Source organism: Flavobacterium ammoniigenes (genome assembly GCF_020886055.1).
GTDB lineage: Bacteria > Bacteroidota > Bacteroidia > Flavobacteriales > Flavobacteriaceae > Flavobacterium > Flavobacterium ammoniigenes.
The window spans coordinates 1,857,850-1,877,738 of sequence record NZ_AP025184.1 but is presented as its reverse complement, the minus strand read 5'-3'; the positions used below and the strand labels follow the sequence as shown (position 1 = coordinate 1,877,738).

The 19,889-nt window shown below is 34.0% G+C and carries 16 protein-coding genes; 12 read left to right on the top strand and 4 right to left on the bottom strand.

Going from position 1 to position 19,889, the window contains the following annotated elements; translation table 11 throughout:
• Positions 1–49: 49 nt before the first annotated feature.
• Positions 50–901, top strand: a complete 852-nt coding sequence (locus LPC21_RS08635) for an N-acetylglucosamine kinase (protein WP_229316766.1) — start codon at positions 50–52, stop codon at positions 899–901.
• An 18-nt stretch (positions 902–919) separates the two neighbouring features.
• Here the strand turns inward: LPC21_RS08635 and LPC21_RS08630 are convergent, their stop codons facing one another.
• Both LPC21_RS08630 and LPC21_RS08625 read right to left on the bottom strand, forming a co-directional pair.
• Complete coding sequence (locus tag LPC21_RS08630; protein ID WP_229316765.1) at positions 920–1,303, bottom strand: RidA family protein; 384 nt, start codon at positions 1,301–1,303, stop codon at positions 920–922.
• A gap of 10 nt (positions 1,304–1,313) precedes the next feature.
• Entirely contained in the window at positions 1,314–4,049 is a 2,736-nt protein-coding gene (locus LPC21_RS08625; protein WP_229316764.1) for a putative LPS assembly protein LptD, read from the bottom strand.
• A gap of 82 nt (positions 4,050–4,131) precedes the next feature.
• On the opposite strand from LPC21_RS08625, the gene LPC21_RS08620 reads away from it, so the two are divergent.
• From LPC21_RS08620 to LPC21_RS08575, 10 genes are all read left to right on the top strand, one after another.
• Positions 4,132–5,304: an N-acetylmuramoyl-L-alanine amidase family protein gene (locus LPC21_RS08620; RefSeq protein WP_229316763.1), complete on the top strand. Its 1,173-nt coding sequence runs from the start codon at positions 4,132–4,134 to the stop codon at positions 5,302–5,304.
• A gap of 43 nt (positions 5,305–5,347) precedes the next feature.
• Complete coding sequence (locus tag LPC21_RS08615; RefSeq protein ID WP_229316762.1) at positions 5,348–6,337, top strand: MlaD family protein; 990 nt, start codon at positions 5,348–5,350, stop codon at positions 6,335–6,337.
• Between the two features lie 7 nt (positions 6,338–6,344).
• Positions 6,345–7,673, top strand: a complete 1,329-nt coding sequence (locus tag LPC21_RS08610) for a 4Fe-4S dicluster domain-containing protein (RefSeq protein ID WP_229316761.1) — start codon at positions 6,345–6,347, stop codon at positions 7,671–7,673.
• 49 nt (positions 7,674–7,722) lie between these two features.
• Positions 7,723–8,514: a (Fe-S)-binding protein gene (locus LPC21_RS08605; protein ID WP_229316760.1), complete on the top strand. Its 792-nt coding sequence runs from the start codon at positions 7,723–7,725 to the stop codon at positions 8,512–8,514.
• 34 nt (positions 8,515–8,548) lie between these two features.
• Positions 8,549–9,031, top strand: a complete 483-nt coding sequence (locus LPC21_RS08600; protein WP_229316759.1) for an ABC transporter ATPase — start codon at positions 8,549–8,551, stop codon at positions 9,029–9,031.
• 10 nt (positions 9,032–9,041) lie between these two features.
• Complete coding sequence (locus LPC21_RS08595; protein WP_229316758.1) at positions 9,042–12,050, top strand: serine hydrolase domain-containing protein; 3,009 nt, start codon at positions 9,042–9,044, stop codon at positions 12,048–12,050.
• A gap of 5 nt (positions 12,051–12,055) precedes the next feature.
• Positions 12,056–12,658 (top strand): phosphatase PAP2 family protein, encoded by a 603-nt coding sequence (locus tag LPC21_RS08590; RefSeq protein WP_229316757.1) that lies wholly within the window; start codon positions 12,056–12,058, stop codon positions 12,656–12,658.
• Positions 12,659–12,722: 64 nt separating this feature from the next.
• Positions 12,723–13,856: an N-acetyl-alpha-D-glucosaminyl L-malate synthase BshA gene (gene bshA, locus LPC21_RS08585; protein WP_229316756.1), complete on the top strand. Its 1,134-nt coding sequence runs from the start codon at positions 12,723–12,725 to the stop codon at positions 13,854–13,856.
• A 160-nt stretch (positions 13,857–14,016) separates the two neighbouring features.
• The gene (gene aroC / locus LPC21_RS08580) at positions 14,017–15,081 is read left to right on the top strand and encodes a chorismate synthase (RefSeq protein WP_229316755.1); all 1,065 of its coding nucleotides are present in this window, start codon (positions 14,017–14,019) and stop codon (positions 15,079–15,081) included.
• A gap of 97 nt (positions 15,082–15,178) precedes the next feature.
• Positions 15,179–16,444 carry a dicarboxylate/amino acid:cation symporter gene (locus LPC21_RS08575; RefSeq protein WP_229316754.1) on the top strand — a complete coding sequence of 422 codons (1,266 nt, stop codon included), beginning with the start codon at positions 15,179–15,181 and terminating at the stop codon, positions 16,442–16,444.
• 39 nt (positions 16,445–16,483) lie between these two features.
• Here the strand turns inward: LPC21_RS08575 and LPC21_RS08570 are convergent, their stop codons facing one another.
• Both LPC21_RS08570 and LPC21_RS08565 read right to left on the bottom strand, forming a co-directional pair.
• Positions 16,484–17,734, bottom strand: coding sequence for a DEAD/DEAH box helicase (locus LPC21_RS08570; RefSeq protein WP_229316753.1), 1,251 nt, complete (start codon positions 17,732–17,734; stop codon positions 16,484–16,486).
• A 72-nt stretch (positions 17,735–17,806) separates the two neighbouring features.
• On the bottom strand, positions 17,807–18,871 hold the full coding sequence (locus tag LPC21_RS08565) for a formimidoylglutamase (RefSeq protein WP_229316752.1): 1,065 nt from the start codon (positions 18,869–18,871) through the stop codon (positions 17,807–17,809).
• A 106-nt stretch (positions 18,872–18,977) separates the two neighbouring features.
• Between LPC21_RS08565 and LPC21_RS08560 the strand changes: the two genes are divergently transcribed.
• A complete protein-coding gene (locus LPC21_RS08560; RefSeq protein WP_229316751.1) occupies positions 18,978–19,853 on the top strand; it encodes a hypothetical protein in 876 nt (291 codons plus the stop codon).
• The last annotated feature ends 36 nt before the right edge of the window (positions 19,854–19,889 follow it).

Here is a 19,889-nt window from a genome sequence, read left to right as displayed (position 1 = left end):
CATTGGAAATTAAAGTCCAAAAACCAAAACAAACCCAAAAAACCAAAAGATGAAATTAATTGTTGATAGTGGTTCTACCAAAGCCGATTGGATAGCTATAGATGATAGTGGTAAAATTTTATTTACTACTCAAACCTTAGGATTGAATCCAGAAATTCTGGATGAAGAAGAAGTTATTGAACGTTTGAATGATCGTTTTGATATATTGCAAAATAAAAATGAGGCAACTCATTTATTCTTTTATGGTGCGGGTTGTGGAACTGAACGAATGAAATTATTTCTTTCCCAAGTTTTTCAAGCCTATTTTCCTAATGCTATTGTTGTAGTTGAGGAAGATACATATGCAGCTGTATTTGCTACTACTCCAAAAGGAGAGAAAGCAATTGTTAGTATTTTAGGTACAGGTTCCAATTGCAGTTATTTTGATGGAAAAGAATTGCATCAGAAAGTACAATCATTAGGTTATATTATAATGGACGATTGTAGTGGTAATGTTTTTGGAAAAGAGTTAATTAGAAAGTATTATTTCAATAAAATGCCGCAGCATTTGGCAGTTGAATTTGAAAAAGAGTACGATATGACACCTGATTACATTAAGAGCAAATTGTACAAAGAAGCTAATCCAAATGCGTATCTAGCGACTTTTGCCAAATTCTTAATCCAACATAAAGAAGATCCTTTCTGTAAAAAAATCATATACAAAGGGATGAAATCTTTTGTCAAAAATTACATCAGACAATACGATAATTACCAAGAAGTTCCTGTTCATTTTGTAGGTTCAATTGCTTTTTACCTAAAAGAAGAATTAGAGGTGACTTTTGAAAAATACCAAATTAAATTAGGTAACGTGTTAAGACGACCAATCGATGGATTGATCGCGTATCACGTAGCTAATAAATAAGTTTAATTGTAGTTAATTTTAGTTTGCAACCGCAATCATAGAGATTTCTACATTTACATTTTTTGGCAAACATGCCACTTGAACCGTTTCACGAGCTGGAGCGGTTTTTTCGTTAAAATAACTGCCGTAAACGCTGTTGATAGTAGCAAATTCATTCATGTTAGAAATGAATATGGTTGACTTAACTACATTTTCAAAGGTCATCCCAGCAGATTCCAATACCGCTTTCATGTTTTCCATTACTTGCTTAGTTTCTATTTCTATAGAATCTAGAACTAGATCTCCAGTTGCTGGGTTAATAGCAATTTGACCTGAAGTATATAAGGTATTTCCTGAAAGTACGGCTTGATTATATGGGCCAATAGGAGCAGGTGCTTTGTCTGTAAAGAGTATTTTTTTCATAATTATTAATTTATCGAATGATTGTACTTCGTTTATCCCATTTGATGTCGCTCAATACGCCAGATTTGATTCCAATAAAGAAGCCCCAATTAGCATAGGTTCCAAAAGGAGACCAATTGAAATCCATTCTCCAACTTAACAAATCTCTTTCAAAACGAATTTGAGTGTAGGTCACACCTTTTTGAACAAAATCATATCCAGTTGAAATTCCAGTCTTCCATTTTGGAGTTAAATCGGCATTAATTGAAATCATAATGGAGTTGCCAATTATTTTCTTTTCACGATTATTATTTCCATAAGTTAAGGAATAAGCAAAGGTCATATCCCAAGGTAATTTGGAATGAAAAAATTCAGAAACGGTGTCTTCACCTTTATCTTCGTTTTCATCAAACAAACTTTTTTGCTCATTACCTAAATTCGGTTTTCCAAATAAATCATCCTCTCGACCACCATTTCGTTTGGTTTGATCCGAATCACTTTTTTTAGCTTTGTCAGAGCTTGAAAGCGAATAATTAAGGGTCATATTGGCGCTTGTCATACGAAACAAACTTCCGCCATTGTCTATATTGTACACATTAATTCTCTTACCGGAATTGTCTATGGCATAAGGATCTAGAGTAGCTCCAAAATTAACATTCATTTTATCATTAAAAAATTGGGTACCACCACTTACTCGAACTGGTGACCAAGCTAATGTTCTTACTCCATTTGCATTTAAATCATAACTAGTAGATAGATTTAAATTGTTTAGTAACATTACTTTTTTAGCTTCTGTTTTGGTGCTGTCTCTATCGGTTACTTTAGCTTCAATAGTATTGCTTAAATCAAATCCTAAACTATTGGAATTAGAACTACTTGGTGAACCAAAAATACCTCCTTCAAATCGTGAGTATTCCTTTAACATCGTTCCGCTTCCATCAGCAGCATAGGTGTCGTAATATTTTTCAAAACTCGGTGTATAACCATACGAAATAGAAGGACGCATTACATGTCTAATAGCTTGAATTTTTTTATTGGCTCCACGATTAAATGTTCCATATATTGTAGTTCCAAGACTTGAAGAAAAAGAATAGGTCCTAAACGCATCAAAACCTTTTACTTCGGTATCTACCACTTTTCCTTGGGTAGCATCGAAATTTTTATTGATGGTTTTAGTATACCAAACTTCTTTATAATTCAGGGAAGATGAAGCACTAAAATATTTGAATAATTTGAAATTGGTGCTCAAGGGTATACTGTGTTGTAATCCTACTTTTGCATTTTCAAACATTTGAGGTTTAAAAAATAAAGAATCAGTGGTTGAAATACTATTTTTGGCACTCAAATCATATTGTAAATTGATGTTTTTGAAAAATCCTTTTTTTACGCCATCTTTTTTGACAAAAGGATAAACTCTGTCTATACTGTATTGCAGCGTTGGCAATGTCATGTCAATTTGTTCGGTTTGAGTATTTTGCGAATGTGTGGCGGTTATCGATAATCTGGACTGAGGTCCTGCACCTACAAAGTTTCTGGAATAAGAAACCGAAGAATTCATAGTATTGTTCAAATTTGAACCTATGTTGACTTGATTGATAGATTGTTTGAAATATTTACTACTCCCTAGATTGACTGATGCTGAAAAACTAGCATTTGGATTGGCTTTACTATCTCGAGAGTGAGACCATTGGATGTTATAAATTTTTTGTTTGGAATAATCGGGATATCCTCTCTCGCTTGAAATTAAATTTTCAAAACGAATATTTACATTGCCACGATAGTTATATCTTTTGGCATAGTTGGATTCAAAACGCATCCCATAGCTTCCATTGGTATAGTAGTCTCCTAATACAGTTAAATCATAATTGTCGCTTAAAGCAAAATAATATCCTCCGTTTTGAAGTGAAAAACCTCTTGTATTAGAATCGTTATAACTGGGTAATAAAATTCCTGAAATACTAGTTTCTTTTGACATTGGAAAAAAAGCAAAAGGTAAGGCAATCGGAGTAGGTACATTGGCAATTACCATATTTGTAACTCCAGTAACTACTTTTTTACCAGGTACAAATTTCACTTTATTAGTCTGAAAATAGTATTCTGGATTATCTACATCTTTAGAAGTTGTAAATCGGGCCCCTTTCAAAAAATAAACCGAATCATTTTCCTTCTTGGTAAGTGCCGCTTTTATTTTGAATTCGCCTTGGTCTGAACGAGAGTTCCAAATGATGGCTTTTTTAGTTTTAAAATTAAACCGAATTGAATCCGGTTCAACGACATTAGCGCCTTGTTTGAAATTAGGGAATTGCGTGTAGTTTCCTGCGGAATCTTTAATTCTTCCAGCATAAACCTCGTCTTTTTCATAATCCAAAAGAATAATACCAGATTTTAATTCAACATCTTGATAATACAATTCGGCATTATCATATAGAATAATGTGTTTTTTCTTTTGATCAATCTTCGTATAATCCTTGGCTTTGTATTTAACTTTTCCGTCTAAAAAGGCTTGTTTCTTGGTAGTGCTGTCTTTTTTTACCAAACTAGATGTACTATCAGTTGCTGATTCAAGGGATTTTTCAGGATTAGTTTTAGAATTTTTTATAGTACTCGCGGGGCTAATTGCAGTCGTTTTTTTATTGATATCTTGGCCATATATTTCACCCAATCCAATTGTTAGGAAAAAGCCTAGAAAAACGATATGAAATAAGTTTGTACGCAAAGGTTTAAATGCTATTTTTGTAAAAATATGGTTTGTTTTTTGATGTGCCAAACTTACATATTATTTTCGGCAAAAATAGTCAAATAAATATTTTAAAACCATCTAGATTTAATTAAAATTAACATTCAGATATATGTCTTTTAATACAAAAATAATAGGTGTTTACTCCTTTTTCTTATTGGTACTTTCCATGCCAATTGCAGCTCAAAATCCTAAATTTAAAGTTACATTAGATGCCGGTCATGGTGCACATGACTACGGCGCTGTTTATAGTGGCCGAATTGAAAAAAATATTGCTTTAGCAGTTGTATTGAAAGTGGGTAAAATTTTGGAGCGTACCAATAAGATTGATATTGTTTATACACGAGATACCGATGTTTTTATCGATTTAATTGAACGCGCTAATATTGCCAATCGTGCCAAGTCGGATATTTTTGTTTCTATCCATTGCAACGCTAATAAAAATACCGCTGCCGATGGAACTGAGACCTATGTAATGGGTTTGAACAAATTAGCGTCTAATTTGGAAGTGGCCAAAAAGGAAAACTCGGTAATTACAAAAGAGAAAGATTACAAACAAAAATACGAAGGTTTTGATCCTAATTCGCCAGAATCAATTATGGGATTAACCTTAATGCAAGAAGAATTTTTAGATAACAGTATTTTTTTAGCAAGTAAAGTTGAAGAACAATTTGCGAAATTGGGAAAAAAATTACGTCATGGGGGAGTAAAACAAGCACCTTTTATGGTGTTGCACAAAGCCTATATGCCGAGAGTGTTAATCGAAATGGGCTTTGTATCCAATCCAGTAGAAGGAGATTTGTTGAATTCAGAAGAAGGGCAATATGAATTGGCGGAAGCTATTGCTAATGCCATTATTAGTTATAGAAATGAGTTTTTTGGAGATGGTATTTTACCAATCAAAGAATTGAAACCATCCAAAAGAATTGTTCCTAAGCCAATTAAAGACACTTTGATTCAAGAGAAACCAAAAGTTGCAATTGACACCAAAGACATCAAAAAAACAGAACCAGTAAAAGAAAAGCAATCGGCTTTAATTTATAAAGTTCAAATTGGTGTAAGTCCCAAAGAAGTAGCGTTGGAAGCGAAGAATTTTAAAGGTTTGGAACCCATAAGTAAAGTTGATTTAAAAAAGTCTTTTATTTATATGTTTGGTGAAACATCCGATTATGAAACAGCTAAGAACTTGTTAAAAGAGGCCAAATCGAAAGGGTATAACTCAGCGTTTTTAGTAGCTTTTAATAATGGTACTAAAATTAGTATTCAAGAAGCATTGAAATTATAGGCAAGTCAATTATTTAGTGTTAATTTTGTAAAAAAATAAAATTTTGAAACTATCAAGAGAAATCAAAACAGCGGTTTTAGTCATAGCCTCTGTAGTATTGTTTATTTGGGGCTACAGTTTTTTAAAAGGAAAAGCGCTGTTTGCTAATTACAAAACCTTTTTTGTAACCTATACCAACGTGGAAGGGCTTGTTAAATCGGCTCCAGTGACATTAAATGGTTTGGCTATTGGAAAAGTAAACGATATTAAAATCAATGAGACGGATGGTTCGATAGTTGTTGAATTGCAAATTACTTCTGACTTTCCTATTTCAAGTACTAGTGCGGCGGTTTTGTATGAGCCAGGCTTTATAGGTGGAAAACAAATTGCAATTGAACCCGATTTTAAAAATAAAACATTGGCAGAGGATGGCCAGGAATTGTCAGGTGAATTGAAACTGAGTTTAACAGCATCCATCCAAGAAAAATTAGTTCCATTACAAGCAAAATTTGAAACGGTATTAGTTGAAGTAGAAAAATTATTGCAAGGTGTTAATAGTGTTTTGGACAAAAAATCCCAAGAAAATCTTAAGATTACTTTAGCTGAGTTAAGCAAAACAATGGTCGAAATCCATGCTGCTTCAGCCAATGTGAATTCCATTTTGACAGACAATAAATCTGATTTAAAAGGTGTTGTAACCAATTTCAAGAAAATATCTAATGATTTTGCTAAAATTTCGGATTCGATTTCTAAAGCCGATTTAGGAAAAACAGTTAAAAACTTCAATACTTCATTGGCTAAAGTAGATGCCATTTTATTGGATTTAAATGCCGGTAAAGGTTCAGCTGGTAAGTTGTTAAAAGATGATGCGTTGTATTCTAATTTGAAATCAACAACCAAAGAAATGGAATTGTTGTTACAAGATGTGCGATTGTTTCCTACTCGTTATATCAATGTTTCTGTTTTTGGTAAAAAAAATAAACCTTATGTAAGTCCTGTTCAAGATTCCGTTTTTGTAGGACCCGTAAAAGGAGCTAAGTCTAAAGAAAAATAATAGTAGTATGAACTATTTAGATAATATAGTATTTGCAATTATATTGAGTTTAGGATTTGGTTATTTTTATTTAAACATAAAAAAACTAGTTCGAAATATCAATTTAGGTATTGCTGTTGATCGAAATGATAATCCAAAAACAAGATGGTCTAATATGGCTATGATTGCTTTAGGACAATCCAAAATGGTGAAGCGTCCAGTAGCAGGATTTTTTCATATTATAGTGTATGTAGGTTTTGTGATCATTAATATTGAATTGCTTGAAATCATCATAGATGGGCTATTTGGAACACATAGAATTTTTGTTTTTTTGGGTAGTATTTACGATCTGTTAATTGCTTCATTTGAAATTTTAGCGGTATTGGTTTTAGTGGCGGTGTTCGTGTTTTGGACAAGAAGAAATGTAATTCAATTAAAGCGTTTTTCTAGTTCTGATTTGAATGGAACTCCAAAAAAAGATGCCAATTATATTCTGTATTTCGAAGTGGTGTTAATGACTTTATTTTTATTGATGAATGCCTCTGATTTGCATTTGCAAAATGTCCCAGGCGGTTTTTCTCATTTTATTAAAGCAGGTTCATTTCCAATAAGTCAGTTTATAGAACCTCTTTTTAATGGTTTGTCAAATGAACTGGTGATGCTATTATCGGAATTGTTTTGGTGGTTACATATCATAGGAATTTTGATATTCATGAACTACTTATATTATTCAAAACACTTGCATATTCTGTTAGCATTTCCAAACACCTATTTTGCTAATTTAAATCCGGAAGGGCAATTTGATAATTTAGCCTCAGTAACCAACGAAGTTAAATTAATGATGGATCCCAACGCCGATCCTTTTGCAGCAGCTCCCGAAACTGTAGTGGCTCCTGCAAAATTTGGCGCAAGTGATGTACAAGATTTGAATTGGGTTCAATTGTTGAACGCTTACACTTGTACCGAATGTGGACGTTGTACTTCTTCCTGTCCGGCTAACCAAACGGGTAAAAAATTATCTCCGCGAAAAATCATGATGGATACCCGAGATCGTTTGGAGGAAGTGGGTAAAAACATTGACGCCAATAAGGGTATTTTTATTCCAGATAACAAGTCTTTGTTAAACGATTATATCACTCCAGAGGAACTTTGGGCCTGTACTTCTTGTAATGCTTGCGTAGAAGAATGTCCTGTAAGTATTAGTCCGTTGTCAATTATTATGGATATGCGTCGCTACCTTGTAATGGAGCAAAGTGCTGCTCCAATGGCTTTAAATTCTATGATGACTAATATTGAAAATAATGGTGCGCCATGGCAATACAGTCAACAAGATCGATTGAATTGGAAAAACGAATAAATAGTAATTTCTATTATTAATAGAATAACTTAATTATAAAATTGATACCATGTCCGAAAATTTAGTAGTACCTACAATGGCCGAAATGCTTGCTCAAGGAAAACAACCTGAAGTATTGTTTTGGGTAGGTTGTGCAGGTAGTTTTGACGATAGAGCTAAAAAAATAACCAAAGCATTTGTGCGTATTTTGAATCGTGCCAATGTATCATTTGCTGTTTTAGGAGCTGAAGAAAGTTGTACTGGTGACCCAGCTAAAAGAGCAGGGAATGAGTTTTTGTTCCAAATGCAAGCCATGATGAACATCGAAGTGCTTAATGCTTATGAAGCCAAGAAAATAGTTACAGCCTGTCCACATTGTTTTAATACCTTAAAAAATGAATATCCAGAATTAGGAGGAAAATATGAAGTAGTTCACCACACCGAATTTTTAAAGTCCTTATTGGATCAAGGACGTTTGACTATTGAAGGAGGACAATTTAAAGGCAAAAAAATCACATTTCACGATCCCTGTTATTTGGGTCGTGCCAATAAAATTTACGAAGCGCCTAGAGATTTAATTCAGAAGCTAGACGTTGAATTAATTGAAATGAAACGTTCCAAAGCGAACGGTTTGTGTTGTGGAGCGGGTGGGGCTCAAATGTTTAAAGATGCGGAAGCTGGTTCCAAAGAAATCAATATTGAACGAACTGAAGATGCTCTAGAAACACAACCCGATATTATTGCAGCAGGTTGCCCATTTTGTAATACCATGATGACAGATGGAATTAAAAATAAAGAAAAAGAAAGCGAAGTGAAGGTACTGGATATTGCAGAACTGATTGCTAATGCACAAGATTTATAAAAAAGTATACTAATTAACTCAATACAATTGTATTATGTACGTTCCATTTGAAAGTTTACCCGAAGAGTCTAGAATTTGGATTTACCAATCCAATAGAAAATTTTCGGATGATGAAATGACCGAAATCGAAACTGCTTTACAGGCATTTCTTCAATACTGGGCGGCGCATGGTACAAGTTTGGAATCCTCTTACCAATTGAAATACAATCGTTTTATTATTTTGGCTGTCAATCAAGAGGTTCAAAATGCAACCGGTTGTTCGATTGATGCTTCGGTTGAGTTTATTCAAAGTTTAGAAAAGAAATACAGCGTTGATTTGTTAGATAAAATGAATGTGACCTTCAAATTAGGCGAGCATATTGCCCACAAACCTTTGATTGATTTTAAAAAAATGGTAAAAGATAAGGCAGTTACTGAAAACACGATTGTTTTCAATAATTTGATCAATACTATCGAAGAATTTAATGACTCCTGGGAAGTTCCAGCTTTAGATAGTTGGCACAGCCGTTTTTTTTAATACTCAATTGATGAAAACGTTCTTTACTAAAATTGTACTTTCTTTTTTATTACTTCTTATGGTTTCCAATTGTGGAACTATTCAAAGTACGTTTATTTCGCCTACACCAATTCTATTAAATAAACCTGAAATTTCTGATTTTGAAGAGGTATATATTCCTCAAGAAAAATCAGCAAGGAAAAACTTTTTCAAAGATTCAGAAGCCGAAACTCATTGGGCTGATAGTATCTACAACCAAATGACGTTACAAGAAAAAGTGGGTCAATTGTTTATGGTTGCTGCGTATTCCAACAAAGATAGTAACCACATAAATACTATTGAAAAATTAATTAAAGACCAGAAAATTGGTGGTGTCATTTTTTTTCAAGGCGGTCCTTTGCGTCAAGCGAATTTGACCAATCGTTACCAAGCTAAATCTAAAATTCCTTTGTTCGTAGGTATTGATGCCGAATGGGGTTTGAGCATGCGTTTGGATTCTACCTATCGTTATCCTTGGAACATGACCTTGGGAGCTATCAAAGACCTAAATCTTATTGAAAATGTTGGAGAGTTAATGGGTAAAGAAAGTCGTAGAATGGGCGTTCATTTTAATTTTGCCCCCGTTTTAGACATCAATACCAATCCTAAAAATCCAATCATTGGCAACCGATCTTTTGGTGAGAATAAATTTAATGTAACCGAAAAAGCAATTGCTTTAATGAAGGGGGTTCAAAAGCAAGGTGTCTTTTCAACTGGAAAACATTTTCCAGGTCATGGGGATACGTCTATTGATTCTCATTTAGGCTTACCTACACTCTCTTTTTCCAAAGAACATTTAGATAAAGTAGAACTGTATCCTTATAATAAAATTATAGATGAAGGATTAGTTTCTGTTATGGTAGCGCATTTGGATGTTCCTAGTTTAGAATTTCGTCAAAATTATCCAACTTCAACTTCGTATAATGTAGTTACTAATTTGTTGCAAAAAGAGTTAAAATTTGACGGATTAATTTTTACAGATGCTCTGAATATGAAAGGGGTTAGCAAGTTTAAAAAACCAGGTGACGTTGAATTAGATGCCTTTCTTGCTGGTAATGATATTTTGCTTTTTTCTGAGAACGTTCCAATTGGCATAGAAACAATTATAAAAGCCTATGAAGATAAAATCGTCTCTGAAGAACGTTTGGAACAATCGGTAAAAAAGATATTAAAATACAAATACAAAGCTGGTTTGAACACATTTAAACCAATAGCAATTTCAAATCTAATCAAGGATATTAATCCGCTTGCCAATGAGGCTTTGCAATACCGTTTGTATGAAAATGCCATAACGGTTTTGAAAAATGATCGTACTATTTTACCAATTAAAGATCTGAATACTCAAAAGATCGCCTATGTTAAATTGGGTGATGATTACAATACTAAATTTGTTTCAACACTAAAAAAATACACAGAAGTTACTGAAGTTAGTGCCGCTACAATTGATAGTTTGAACCTAAAATTAAAAGAGTTTTCTACAGTAATTATTGGCTATCACAAAGCAGACAAGCCCTGGAAGAATAATGATTTTACAGCTACCGAAAAAGAATGGCTTCAAAAAATTGCAATCAATAATACCGTCATTTTGGATGTTTTTGCAAAACCATATTCATTATTGCCAATAACCAATTTTGACGACATTGAAGGATTAATTGTTTCCTATCAAAATAATGATGTGGCGCAAGAAGTTAGTGCTGAACTGGTATTTGGTGCAATTGAAGCCAAAGGAAAATTGCCTGTTTCTATAAATGATTCGTTTCAAGTTAATGAGGGACTTTCTACTATTAAAATGAATAGATTAGGTTTTACAACTCCCGAGAATGTGGCGATGAGTTCCGAAAAATTAGCTCAAATTGAAACCATTGCACAAAAAGCAATCCGCGAGAAAATGGCTCCTGGAATACAAGTTTTGGTTGCAAGAAAAGGGAAAGTTATTTATCAAAAGGCTTTCGGTAATTACACCTATGATTCCGATACCAAAGTAACTAACGAAACCATTTTTGATATCGCATCTGTAAGTAAGATTGTGGGTACACTTCCTAATGTAATGCAACAATACGATCAACAAAAGATTAATCTGAACACAACTTTAGCAGAAATGGTACCTCTATTTGCTAATTCAGATAAAAAAAATATTCATTTCAAAGAGTTACTTACTCATTCTGCGGGTTTAGTTTCTTGGATTCCGTTTTACAAAGCAACATTGGATACCAAGGAAAAACCTTTGGCAAAATACTATAGAAAAATTGCCGATTCCCAATTCTCAAAACAAGTAGCCGATAGTTTGTTCATTCGAAATGATTATCATGATACCATTATGAAAATGATTGTAGATAGTAAGTTGTCTTTAAAAAAAGAATACAAATACAGTGATTTTACCTTTATCATTTTGGGTAATTATCTGGAAAAAGCCACTGGAGTTTCTCTGGATGTTTTGGCAACAGAACAATTCTTTAAACCTATTGGTGCTAATAACACTCTTTATAATCCTTTGCAAAAAATGGATAAAAATCGAATAGCGCCTACCGAAGTGGATTCGTATTTTCGTTATCAAACCATTCAAGGTTATGTGCACGACATGGCTGCCGCACTAGAAGGAGGAGTTGCTGGTCACGCCGGTGTTTTTTCAAATGCTATGGATGTTGCCAAAATAATGCAGCTGTATTTGCAAAAAGGGAATTATGGTAACCAACAATTTTTTTCTGAGAAAACCTTTGATGATTTTAACAGTTGTTATTATTGTTCAGAAGGAAATCGAAGAGGTTTAGGTTTTGATAAACCTCAATTGACTGGAGATAGTCCCACTTGTGGTTGTGTTTCTTCATCAAGTTTTGGCCATACCGGTTTCACAGGAACAATGGCTTGGGCCGATCCAGTTACTGAAATTGTGTATGTATTTCTGTCCAATAGAACCTATCCAACGAATCCGATTAATACTATATCTAAAGAACACATTCGCGAAGACATTCAAAGAATTATTAATGAAGCCATTATAAAATAGTTGAAATGAATAAATTAAGTTGTACTATTTTTTTCTTGATGAGTTTTTTTGTTGTTAGTGCTCAAAACATTGACATTGACATTTTAACTAAAATCAATGTCAACAGAAATTCGGCTTTTGATCCTACCTTTAAATTAATTACAAATACAGCCGTGCCGCTTAGTTTTGCCACTCCCGTGGTAATGTATTCTATTGGTTTAATTCAAAAAGATTCAGTAATAAAACAAAAAGCACTATTTATAGGCGAGACTTTTTTGGCTTCTGCTTTTGTTACAATTGCATCAAAATCAATTATTAAAAGAGATAGACCGTATGTAACTCATCCATCAATTCAACCTTTATCGGTAGAAGGAAGTTATTCTATGCCTTCTGGTCATACCTCTTCAGCATTTGCAACGGCGACTTCATTAAGTTTGGCTTTTCCTAAATGGTATGTAGTGGTACCTTCCTTTGTTTGGGCAAGTTCGGTTGGGTATTCTCGTATGCATTTGGGGGTCCATTATCCTTCTGATGTTCTTGTTGGAGCTTTGGTTGGAAGCGGTTCTGCTTTTCTCACCCAAAAAGCCATCCAATGGCTAAATAAAAAACGAGAGAAGAATAATTATTAATTTCTTTCTGCATTAAGTAGAAACCGCCTTTATTTCTGTAAATTCGTATTCTTAAATTATACCAATGAGAATTGCAATCGTATGTTATCCCACATTTGGTGGAAGTGGAGTTGTGGCTACCGAATTAGGTCTTGAATTAGCTCGACGTGGTCACGAAATTCATTTTATAACCTATAGTCAACCCGTACGTTTGGCACTCTTAAATCCGAACGTTCATTATCACGAAGTTAACGTTCCTGAATATCCATTATTCCATTACCAACCTTATGAATTGGCCTTGTCTAGCAAATTAGTAGACATGGTAAAATTGTATAAAATTGAAGTTTTACACGTTCATTATGCTATCCCTCATGCTTATGCGGGCTATATGGCTAAGCAAATGCTAAAGGACGAAGGAATTGATATCCCTATGGTAACGACACTTCACGGAACCGATATTACTCTGGTAGGGAATCACCCATTTTACAAACCAGCAGTTACTTTTAGCATTAATAAGTCTGATTTTGTAACTTCTGTTTCGCAAAGTTTGAAAGACGATACTCTCAAATTATTCAATATTAAAAATGAAATTCAAGTCATTCCGAATTTTATTGAATTGGATAAAATCAAGAAAGAAGATAAATCTCCTTGTCAACGTTCGGTTATGGCCAATGACGAGGAACGTATTATTACGCACATAAGTAATTTTAGAAAAGTCAAACGTATACCAGATATCATTGCAATTTTCAACAAGATTCAAAAGGAAATTCCGGCCAAATTAATGATGGTAGGTGAGGGTCCAGAAAAAGAAAAAGCAGAGCATTTATGTCGCGAATTAGGAATTCAGGATAAAGTAATTTTCTTTGGCAACAGTAATGAGATTGACACCATTTTATGCCAAACTGATTTATTCTTATTACCCTCAAAAACCGAAAGTTTTGGATTGGTAGCACTTGAAGCCATGGCGTGTGGCGTACCAGTAATATCGAGTAATGCAGGTGGATTGCCTGAAGTTAATAAAGACGGTTTTTCAGGTTATTTAAGCGAAGTAGGTGATGTTGACGGCATGGCCAAAAATGCGATGAAAATTTTAAAAGACGATGATGCATTATCTGAGTTTAAGAAAAATGCTCTAATTACTGCCCAGCAATTTGATATTAAAAAAATTCTACCACTATACGAAGATTTATACCAAAGAGCCATTGCTAAATATTCATAATATTAAAAAAGCCACTTTTAAGTGGCTTTTTTAATAGCTAGTAGTTTTCCATCTAGTTTTATGATTCTCAAAACGAAATTCAATGGGGTAGTGTAAATCTTTAAACCTTAAATTTTTAAACTTTAAACTAAAATGGTACTTTTGTTCAAAACTAATTACAATGGCAGGAAATAGCTACGGCACACTATTTAGAATTACTACTTTTGGAGAGTCACATGGAGAAGCTTTAGGCGGAATTATTGACGGATGTCCTCCAGGTATTACGATTGACTTAGAAGCAGTTCAATTAGAGATGTCTCGAAGAAAACCAGGACAATCCGCTATTGTAACCCAACGTAAAGAACCAGACGATGTGCAATTTCTTTCAGGTATTTTTGAAGGAAAAACAACGGGCACACCAATTGGTTTTATCATACCGAATACCAATCAAAAGTCAGACGATTATTCTCACATAAAAGACAATTACAGACCAAGTCATGCCGATTATGTGTACGACCAAAAATATGGTTTTAGAGATTATCGAGGAGGCGGAAGAAGTTCTGCTCGTGAAACGGCAAGTAGAGTAGTAGCAGGAGCCATTGCAAAGCAAATGTTACCCAAAATAAAAATCAATGCTTTTGTATCCTCAGTGGGTCATATTCATTTAGACAAGAAATACCAAGAATTAGATTTCTCCAAAATTGAAAGCAATCCCGTTCGTTGTCCTGATGCCGATTCAGCAGCTAAAATGGAAGAATACATTCGTGAAATTCGCAAGCAAGGTGATACCGTTGGTGGTGTTGTAACTTGTGTGATTCAAAATGTACCTGTTGGATTAGGAGAACCTGTTTTTGATAAACTCCATGCTGAACTTGGTAAAGCCATGCTTTCGATTAATGCCGTTAAAGGATTTGAATTTGGAAGTGGTTTTTGTGGTGCCGAAATGAAAGGAAGCGATCACAATGATTTGTATCTCGAAGATGGAACGACTAAAACGAATCTTTCTGGAGGAATCCAAGGCGGAATTAGTAACGGTATGGATATTTATTTTCGAGTAGCCTTCAAACCAGTTGCCACTATTATGCAAAAACAAGAATCTTTAGATAATAAAGGAAATATTACTGAAATGACTGGTAAAGGGCGTCACGATCCTTGTGTGGTTCCTCGTGCAGTTCCTATTGTAGAAGCAATGGCTGCCATTGTTTTGGCCGATTTTCATTTGTTAAACAAAACCTATTCAAAATAATAGGAGCTATTTCCTGCTGTACGCTATATCTTTACCAGCGAACCCCGCTGTTAAAGTATGCCGCTTCCATCAGGGCTAACCAAAAACCAAAACCAAAATGAAAGAAACTACTAATAAGCCGTCCTTTTTATCTGGACTTACGGGACAAATTTTAATTGCAATGATAGTGGGGGCCGTTTTAGGAATTGCTATCCATACCAATTGTACGGATGAAATTGCCCAGTCTTTCAGTAGCAAAATAAAAATGCTGGCAACCGTTTTTATTCGTTTGGTGCAAATGATAATTTCTCCTTTGGTATTCACTACACTTGTGGTAGGGATTGCTAAATTAGGAGATATCAAAGCTGTTGGTCGTATTGGAGGAAAAGCTTTAGGTTGGTTTTTTACAGCCTCTTTTATTTCCTTATTGTTAGGTATGTTTTTTGTAAATATTTTGCAACCAGGAGTTGGATTAAATCTTTCTAATGTTGATTTGACAGCCGCTTCAGAAGTAACTGCAAAAACAACCACACTATCTTTTGAAAACTTCATTGAACATATCGTTCCCAAAAGTATTTTTGAAGCAATGGCTACTAATGAAATTTTACAAATTGTAATTTTCTCTATCTTTTTTGGATTAGCTGCAGCAGCTATTGGGGAGTCAGTTAAGCCAGTTGTAAATGCACTTGATAAAACTTCACATATTGTTTTAAAAATGGTAAACTATGTTATGAAGTTTGCGCCTATTGGTGTATTTGGTGCCATTGCGGGTGTTTTTGCCGTTCGTGATTTTCAAGAATTAGCGATTACCTATTTCAAATATTTTGGATCTTTTTTAATCGGAATTTCATCATTATGGGCTGTTCTTATTCTAGTGGGCTATATCTTCTTAAAATCAAGAATGTCAACCCTTTTAAAAAGAATTTCAAGCCCGTTAATAGTTGCCTTTGGAACTACAAGTAGCGAGGCAGTATTTCCAAAATTAACAGAAGAATTAGAACGTTTTGGAGTAAAGGATAAAATTGTTTCCTTCATGTTGCCTTTGGGATATTCATTTAATCTAGACGGAAGTATGATGTACATGACTTTTGCTAGTATTTTTATAGCGCAAGCCTATGGAATTGATTTAGATTTAGGAACACAATTCACCATGTTGCTTGTTTTGATGTTAACTAGTAAAGGAATTGCAGGTGTTCCAAGAGCGAGTTTAGTAGTAGTAGCTGCAACTTGTGGGATGTTTGATATCCCAGTTGAAGGGATTGCATTAATATTGCCAATTGATCACTTTTGTGATATGTTTAGAACGGCAACCAATGTATTAGGAAATGCATTAGCTACATCTGTAGTTGGGCAATGGGAAGACAAAATTGAAGCAGGAAATTAATCTGTTTTCAATTCATTTTACATAAAAAAAACGTTGGTATTAATACCAACGTTTTTTGTTTTGTTTGGAAGCGTTTGATTTTCTTGATTTGTGAGCACCACCACTACGATTCGAATTGTTGGGTTTATTTGTAATAGCTGCAGGACTTCCAGAGTGCCAAGGATAAGGATGATCTGTAATGGTTTGCACATCTACTTTGATCAATTTCTGAATGTCTTTCCAGTATGGCTCTTCGTCTTTACTACAAAATGAAATCGCAATTCCGCCATTTCCGGCACGACCGGTTCGACCGATTCGGTGAACATAGGTTTCAGGAATATTGGGTAAATCAAAATTGATTACAAAAGGCAATTGGTCAATATCAATGCCACGAGCAGCAATATCAGTAGCTACAAGCACCCCCACTTCTTTATTTTTAAATGCTTCTAGAACACGTTGTCTAGCGTTTTGTGATTTGTCACCATGTATCGCTTCAGCAGCTATATTGTTTTTGCGCAAGGCTTTTACCACATTATCAGCTCCGTGTTTTGTTCTTGAAAAAACTAAAACATCCGATAGATTTTCATTGTTAATTAAATGATAGAGTAGGTTTCTTTTCTCTGTTTTTTCTACAAAATAAATGCGTTGTTCTACTTTTTCAGCGGTAGACGAAACGGGAGAAACTTCCACCTTTGCGGGGTCCTTTAAAAACATCTCAGCTAATTCTCTGATCGCTATTGGCATTGTTGCTGAGAATAATAAGGTTTGTCTGTTACTTGGCGTAAGCTTCACAATTTTCTTGACATCATTGATAAAACCCATATCTAACATTTGATCGGCTTCGTCCAATACTAAGGTGTGTAAATGATCAAAATTGATAAAACCCTGTTTGTGCAAATCCAATAATCTTCCAGGAGTTGCAATCACCACATCGACCCCTTTTTTCAAGGTGTCTACTTGTGGAATTTGAGAGACACCCCCAAAAAGAGTGATTTGAGTTAGATTAGTATATTTGGCATAAGTGTCAAAATTCTGGCCTATTTGAACAGCTAATTCACGTGTTGGAGTTACAATTAAAGCTCTAATTTCCTTAGCTTTTTTTGATGAACCAACGATTCGGTGTAATTGATGAATAATTGGAATAGCAAATGCAGCTGTTTTTCCTGTACCTGTTTGAGCACATCCAATTACATCTCTACCCGATAAAACTAAAGGTATAGCTTGTTCTTGAATAGGAGTAGGGTGGGTATAGCCTTCTTCATAGACGGCTTTTTGAATACTTTTTGAAAGTGATAAATCTTCGAATAACATATTTTTGGTATTAAATACGCTGTAATAAGTACAGCAATACTTTGCAAAGATAGTGTTATTATTTTTGATCCATTAAATTGGCAATTCTTCTGGCTGAGGAATTATTTTTTCATTATTGGACTTAATGAAGTCAGTAATTAAGTGCCCAATAATTTTACCTATTAAATGATCATTTTTTTCTTCACCTAATTCGGGAGCGCCTTCACATAGATGCAGATAAGTGGCATTTTTAAATTGGCCAAAATAGGAAACAAAATGGCGTAATTCTTCAATTGAAAATCCAGTAAGTGTCATGGTACTGCTTGCGATATTAGGAATAGCACCCAAATCTATTTCCAATCCAAATGGTTCTTGAGTTATGAATTCTGAGGCTTGAAGCATTTCTTCTTCGAAATCTTTTTCTTTTCGAATGCGAATGCTATCATAGGTGACATATTGTAAACGATCTTCTAATTTTTTAAACGAGTCCAACACACTTTTGGTAACGTGGTTTTCATGCAAACCAAATACAAAATATTTTTTCAGAAATCCCTCTTCAAAGGCATATGAAAATGCATTTCCATTGTGACGGCCTTCTAAAATTCTAAAATCAGAATGGGCATCAAAGTTGATCGCATTGATTGGTTTGCCATTTGCTAAAGCAGTTCCTTTAATATTACCATAGGCGTTATTTTGCCCACCGCCAATAACAATCGGTGTTTTACCTAATTTAATTATATGAAAAATAATATGCGAAACCTCTTTGTCTATTGCCTCCACTAATTGACTTAACTTAGAGCGATCATCAATATCATTGAAATCCAAGTTAGTTACTTCTGCCATCTCATTGGTTACATCAATAGTTCCCAATATCACAATTTGGTTTCCTTTGCAAAAACGGTTGTGCTGAATATTGGCAATACTTTTTATAGCACTTTTCCATGCAGAAGCAGCGCCAGGTCTACCATAATTAGCTCTAATACCTATATCCTCTGGGATTCCGAAGACTACATATTTTGCGTCACAAGTTGCAAGAAATTCTAATGGATCAACTCCTTTAGGTACCGTAATCATTTTTTCGCCAAATTTAATTTCACCATTTCGATGATTGGTAATTTTGCCTAAATCGGTACTTGTAAAAGGAATTAGTTTGTCCATTGTTAAAAAAGGTTTGTCCAAAAATACTATAAATGTGTCAAAAAACGTTGTGTGGTAGCGATATATTATTATTTTTGTCGAAACAATTAAACTATAAATTATTAAAATGGAAAATCAAAAAAGCAATTCGAATTTGAAAGCAATTGTAATTGTATTAGCGCTATTACTATTGGGCAGTTTAGGTTATATTTTTAAAATGTCTACAGATGCTGAAGTGGTTCGTACAGAATTAAAAACTACATTGACTGAGAAAGAATCAGTAATGAAAGATTTGCAAGCGTTAAAAGCAACTTATGATGCTGCAATTGCTGAAAATACCACAATGTCAGAAGAATTGATTAAAGAGAGAGATAAAGTAGTTGCTTTAATGGCTGATTTGAAAAAATCGAATGGAGATGTTTCAAAATTTAAATCTCAATTGACTGCACTTCAAAATAACATGAAAGTTTTGATTGCTGAAAATGATAACTTGAAAAAACAAAACGTGACTTTGACCGTTCAACGTGATAGTACAAGAGTTGTTTTGGTAGAGTCTAAAAAAGCGAATGAAGTATTGACTACTCAAAATTCAGAATTAGCTAAAACTGTTGAAAAAGGATCTATATTAACTGTGTTGAATACTAAAGGTGCTGCTTACAAAGTAAGAAGTTCTGGTAAACAAATAGAGACAGATAAAGCAAGTAGAGCTGACATTTTAAAAGTTAGTTTTACAATTGCTGAAAATAAAATCGCAAAATCAGGAACTAAAATGTTTTATGTTCAAGTTATTGATAGCGAAAACAATGTGGTTGGAGAAAAGAAAGTAGAAAATTTTGGAACTAAATCGTTAACTTACAGTTTTACAACCAATGTAAAATATGATAACAAAACAGTTGATGTTACAGAAGATTTAGCAGGAAGTAAATTTGTAAAAGGAACTTATACAGTAAATGTTTTTGACAAAGCTGAATTGGTTTCAAGAACAAGTTTTTCTTTGAGATAATTCTATTTCAGATATAAAAAAAGGGAGCAATAAGCT